This is a genomic window from Endozoicomonas sp. YOMI1, from assembly GCF_024606345.1.
Classification (GTDB): Bacteria; Pseudomonadota; Gammaproteobacteria; order Pseudomonadales; family Endozoicomonadaceae; genus Endozoicomonas.
This window is the reverse complement of the sequence record NZ_JAHHPM010000273.1, coordinates 1-5,738: the sequence shown is the minus strand read 5'-3', so window position 1 is coordinate 5,738 and position 5,738 is coordinate 1. Positions and strand designations below refer to the sequence as shown.

The window sequence follows — 5,738 nt, the reverse complement described above, 5'->3', positions numbered from 1 at the left end:
ATGAGCTGAAATCATTCGTTGAAATCCAGCAGGTTCGACTCCTGCCCGGTAAAGACTACCCATCAGAACACTATTCCAGAAAACTGCAAAAGGGCGAATTGCGAGAGTGCTGAAATCCTTCACTGACTATTGTCGAAGCACCGGCAACGCCAAATCGTTGGGAACTATCCTGTACAGAGTGAAGAAAATCTGGCACAAGAGGCTTAGTCGGCGTTCGCGGAAGAACCATATGAACTGGAGCATCGCGTAGGACAGTCTGTTTTAGAACAGCCTCCCGGGTGCCCCCATCTATTGACTCCAAAATGATTTATTGGTGAGCTGAGATAAGAGCTACTTTAATGAACAGTCAGGGCCTACAATGAGCCTCTGGTAAAGAGTTCCCTCTTTTTCCAGGAAATCTTCTGTGCGATTTATAAATGAATGTATTGATAGGAGAATACGCTAATGAGTTCAAGTCATCAGAAGAAAGTCGCAGTCATCCTTTCCGGGTGTGGTGTATATGATGGTGCTGAAATTCATGAATCAGTACTAACGCTACTGAGTATCGAACAGCAGGGAGCAGCCTATCAATGCTTTGCCCCTGATATCAATCAACACCACGTCGTTAACCATTTGACCGGGGAAGAAAGCCAGGAACAGCGGAATGTTCTGGTGGAGGCCGCCAGAATAGCGCGGGGGGATATTGAACCCCTGGCAGCTTTGAAAGTCGCCGACTTTGATGCACTGATTGTTCCGGGTGGCTTCGGGGCAGCGAAAAATCTGTCGGATTTTGCGTTTAAAGGCGCTGAACTGCGTGTGCAGGTTGATATGATGGTTGCCGTTAAGGCATTCTCGGAAGCCGGTAAGCCCATAGGCTTAATCTGCATTGCTCCGGCAATGGCTGGCCGTATTTTTGCAGAAGGCGTTACCGCAACCATTGGTAATGATGCAGCAACGGCTGAGGCAATGGAGCAAACCGGAGTTACTCACCAGCCCTGTGCAGTTGATAATATCGTCGTTGATGAGCCCCATAAACTGGTTACCACTCCAGCTTATATGTTGGCACAAAATATCAGTGAGGCGGCGGCAGGTATTGGTAAACTGGTCACTAAAGTGCTTTCACTGACCAGTTGATGGTGAGCTTTGAGCCTGAGAATATTCTCAGGAGTCCGCTCTCCACATTTTTCAAAAGAGCCTTTTATTTTATCTGCGGCCAACTTGGACAAGCTGTTCAATGTCTTCTCTCGGCAGATAACCCAATGCTATGGCTGATTTGATTAGCCCAGCGGGCTTAATATTGCCAAAATTTTCGTAAAAACGGAGCAGCTTATCAAATATTGAGTAGCATTGCTCTGATCGAATAAAGCCCCTGACATCGAGAGGGATTAATTTATTTGTGGTGATCCCGGCATCCTGCAAGGATTGCTCAAATATTGGGTGGCGGACAAGAGCAAGAATTTTACCTTCATCAGGCCCTATATTGTCACCAAGTGTTCTACAAATGAGCCTGCGGTATTCGCCAGGCAGATCTTTACTGCCATATATGCTCTTACCGCCGAATAGCCGATTCTCCCACTGATTCCAGTCCCAAAGGTCAGGATCTGTCTGGTTATTGCTGGCTGGGTTATTTGCCGCAGCGCCACTAACAACCGATGGCAACACCCCGGTTTGCTCCTCAATATACTTGATTGTCCTGTCCAGAAGACGGGATAGTTGTTCTTTATTGAGCTCGCCGTCAAAGCAATATCGGATAATACTTTGACCGAATACAGCAGCTGCAGTGCTATCAGGATTATCTTTGCCCTCTGTGCGATAAGCCGAGGGTGGAAAAGAGCGTAAACCACCAACCGAAGCTGAATTGTTCATGTTAGAAGTTCTTTAGTATTTGATTCAGAGGAATATGTTCATTTAATTGACAACTGAACGTCAAAAAGTTCCATATTGAGGCTACCTGAGAAGGGGGCTGTAAGTAGCCCCCTTTTGCTACAAAACAATCCGGTTACTCCAAAATAACGCCTGCCCGGAAATGAGAGGCAATATAGCGGGTGAAAGATGAAGGTAGTTGAATACCTGCTCGTTGACAGGCCGAACTCAAGCTGGCCGAAATCAATGAAAGAATAACAACTTTAAGCTGTGTCTGATATTCGGGATCCTGACAGCGCAATCTAAATAGTGCCTTCTGTTCAGGTGACATAGACATTCGATCTATGAATGAGTCAAAATCCCTGAGTTTAATAAACTCTTCAGTTAATATGGTTTTGAATATCTGCTTCTTTTCGGTTGCATTAGCCTTTTGACGAATGGCAATTTCATCCCATAAAGTGTCTACCAGTCGATCAACCCTGGTTGGATCTATTGCTTCAGGTGCAAATGGATTGGTCAGGTTACTCAGCTGGCGAACAATGTCAGGATACTGAGTCCGCTGCGCTTCTGTGAGCGTGATGCAATTGCCGAAGTCGATAAACCAGACATCTATGTGGCCACCCGGTTTGAAACTCAGCATGATGTTGCCAGGGTGACAGTCGCCATGGACAATACCATGTTCCAAGGCAAGCTCACGCCATTTTTCTTTGGTCTGAGAATGAACTTGCTCCAGTACTTTCTGGAACATTCTATCATCAACCAGACGTGTGCCAAAACACGTTTGATAGACTTCTGACCGCAGCTGCGGGTTTTCCGGGTTCGTCAATGTATTCAACGTGTGCCCATCGTGAAGGTATTCCATGATCAGCAGGTTATCAGCGTCAACAGTTTCGGTTAACTTTGGCACCTTGAAGGTTAATGTCGTTGCCTGTGGCACCCAGTAAGTATCAAGTCTTTCTGTTTGTCTCGTTCTTTCCAGCGTTTCTTTGAATACAGTCTGGTTCTTTTTTTCTTCTTTAAGCTGGCACTCAAGGATAAATGGATCAGTCAGTTCCCGGAGGGTCGTTTTAAGTACTTTTGGCATGAAAAACAGCAGCATTCTTATGGATTTTAAACCTGCTGCCAAATCATTGGCTTTCCAGTCCGGAACCACTTTGGCTACCAGTGATTCTTCACCTTTTTTAACTTCAAAGCAGGAACCTATCGTTCCTGTTGCAATATGGCGTTCCACTGAATGATCTTTACATCCGGCTTTATCCAGGATTGATCTGGGAACGGTAAAGGGTATTTCAGGATTGTTATCCAAAACATCCCGAATCACACCATAAAATTGTTGCCGTTCGGACTCTGTCGTTTTCAATTTTTCTCCCAATTCATCTAACACCTGTGGATTAGCAACCAAAGCCTGGAGCAGTTTCGGATAAGCGGAACCAAGCTTTTGTAAATAACTCTGCAAATGCTGGCTGGTAAACTCACGCCCAAACAGCTGGTGTTTTACATAATAATAACCAATCAGTGAAACTTTCCCGACTGCCCGGCAGAATATTGAAATATTGCGTGGAATGTTTTTAATTGAAGACCAGGCTCTGGTTCCTATACTTTGCTTCTCTTCTTTAAGGCTTTGTGATTCTCCCTGATATTGACTGACTTGCCTTCCTTGATAGGTTGATTCAACGTTGGTGGCAGGACCGGCTGACGGTTGCACAGGAGGCTGTAAATGATCTAGCCGTGGCTGGAATTGCATTGAGGTGTCCATGGTTACTCCCTTAATTGAAATAATATTTATCTATTCGATTAATATTGAAATTAATATCGTGAATTATTTGGACAATTTTTTAGTAATACCGTTCAATTTTTTTTTGCCAGGCACACATGCCTGCTGCCAGAATTTATATAACTCGTTGACAATGAAGTTCATTTCAGGTGCTGCCAGAGAAGATTCCAAGCCGGTTTATAAGTAGTTGGCCAGGCTGCAGACCTGGTTCTGATCAAGGGAAAACTATTCAGAAAAGCAAGCTATCGAGGAATCAGCACATACAGCTTGCCGGGCTCCTGTTGTGGCCCGGCAATAAAGGCAGCATCTTTGCCAAACCCCATATAGATATCTCCCCGGACGGGCCCCTTTATGGCACTGCCGGTATCCTGGGCAACCATCAGCTGCTGGAATTTCTCACCGGTGGCGGTAAAACGGGTATCAAGCCACACCGGCAGGCCAAGGGGAATATAAGTTGGATCGACAGCCAGTGTTCTTTTCGTGGTAGCAGGCACCCCCTGAGCGGTGATGGCACCTTCCTCAGAAAAACTGAAGAAGATGTAGCGGGGGTTCTGGTTGAGTAGCCATTCTCGCTTGTCCGGATTGTTTTCAAGCCATGACTGGATGGTTTGCATGGATACTTCTACAAGTTCCCCTTTCTGTTTCAGTATCCTCCCAATGGCCACGTAGTTGTGGCCATTATTACCAGCGTAGCCAACATGAATGATGTTGCCGTCAGGCAGTTCCACACTCCCTGACCCTTGAATCTGCAGGAAGAACTTATCAACAGGACTGCTCAACCATAGGAGAACATCGCTGGTTTTCGCTGTCTGTTGATTGATTTCTGCCCGACTGCCATAGGGTTTCAGGAAGCCTTTCTCAACCCGGCCAACCAACCCCGGTCCACTGAGTCCAAAATCAGCAAGGCGAACCTTGACCAGATCATGGGGAAGTTTCAATAGCGGGATTGGGTAATCTTCAGATTGGTTCAGACTGCCGGGAATAACCGGGGAGTAATAAGCGGTAAATAAGCCTTTTGCCCGGGGAGATATCTGGACAGGTGTGAAGTTTTGTTCAAAAAAGGTTTTCAGTTGACGGTCTGGTGTTTGCATCAGCTCTTTACACAGCAATTGCCATTGCTGGTAGTTACCCCAGGGACTTTTGTCTGTCAGCACCGAACGATTCAGGTGCTGGCAACTGTTCACCAAAGCCGGTCTTACGGCAATTGCCTGTTGCTGGCTCCAGCCCTCCAGGTCACTGAATGTTACCGGCTGTCGTTCCGACGCTGTGGTCAATAGCCCACAACCACTGAATAACAGAGTACACAGAAGGGGAATAAACCTGAAAACGGTTCCGGTGCCTGGCTTGAAAAAAACGGGGGTAGAGTGCTTGAAATGCTGGTATGCAAAGGTCACGTTGAGTGCTTCTGATTGATAGGAACTGTGAAATAGAATACCAGACATTGCCAACCGTCAGCTAAGGCCTAGCTCACCAAGATAAAGGAAGGTGCTTAATCAGCTTACCTATTAAACCATATTTTTCTGCCATTAGAACCCCCCATTAAGCTCTCATGATTCCGGGCAGAAACAGGTTGTTCCAAATCCTGCAGGCTCCGGTATGCATTCCCACGCTGGCATGGAAGGGGTGCTGTATGGGCATTTGCGCTTTTTTGCACTAGTTATGTTATTAAACAGCGGGCTTTAGCATATCACTCATCAACTTGCCCACTTCCTGATCAATATAATACAGGCCTTTGTTTTCCATACCGATCAGATCAATTTTATCGAGAATTGATTTGAACAGCTTCTCTTCTTCGTGCTGCTCCGCAACGTACCACTGCAGGAAATTGAATGTGGAGTAGTCCTGCTCGGTGAATGCGGTATGGGCCAAGGCGTTGATCTTCTGAGTAACGGTACGCTCATGTTCATAAGTCGCCAGGAATACATCCCGCACAGACGCGAACGCAAATGTATTGTCTGACTACATCAGGCGGTATTAATTGCAGCGGTCAGAAATGGCCCTTAGGAATTGTCTGGGAATAAGTTCCGCATTTGACTGAGAGCTTGTCAACCTAAATTCATCAGTTGGAAGTTTCGACTAAACTGTAATCCCATCTAAACAGAGGGATTCAGGATGGTTTTAC

5 protein-coding genes are annotated in these 5,738 nt (G+C 46.0%); 1 reads left to right on the top strand and 4 read right to left on the bottom strand.

Annotated features, from left to right (window positions below):
• Positions 1-444 precede the first annotated feature (444 nt).
• Positions 445-1,113: an isoprenoid biosynthesis glyoxalase ElbB gene (gene elbB, locus KDK15_RS09545; protein WP_257295125.1), complete on the top strand. Its 669-nt coding sequence runs from the start codon at positions 445-447 to the stop codon at positions 1,111-1,113.
• Positions 1,114-1,182: 69 nt separating this feature from the next.
• Here the strand turns inward: elbB and KDK15_RS09540 are convergent, their stop codons facing one another.
• The 4 genes from KDK15_RS09540 to KDK15_RS09525 all read right to left on the bottom strand — a co-directional run bounded on the left by KDK15_RS09540 (position 1,183) and on the right by KDK15_RS09525 (position 5,548).
• Positions 1,183-1,845, bottom strand: a complete 663-nt coding sequence (locus KDK15_RS09540; protein WP_257295124.1) for a hypothetical protein — start codon at positions 1,843-1,845, stop codon at positions 1,183-1,185.
• 133 nt (positions 1,846-1,978) lie between these two features.
• Positions 1,979-3,598 carry an AarF/UbiB family protein gene (locus tag KDK15_RS09535; RefSeq protein WP_257295123.1) on the bottom strand — a complete coding sequence of 540 codons (1,620 nt, stop codon included), beginning with the start codon at positions 3,596-3,598 and terminating at the stop codon, positions 1,979-1,981.
• A gap of 260 nt (positions 3,599-3,858) precedes the next feature.
• Entirely contained in the window at positions 3,859-5,058 is a 1,200-nt protein-coding gene (locus tag KDK15_RS09530; RefSeq protein WP_257295122.1) for a murein transglycosylase A, read from the bottom strand.
• A 223-nt stretch (positions 5,059-5,281) separates the two neighbouring features.
• Entirely contained in the window at positions 5,282-5,548 is a 267-nt protein-coding gene (locus tag KDK15_RS09525) for a ferritin-like domain-containing protein (RefSeq protein WP_373691356.1), read from the bottom strand.
• Between the last annotated feature and the right edge of the window lie 190 nt (positions 5,549-5,738).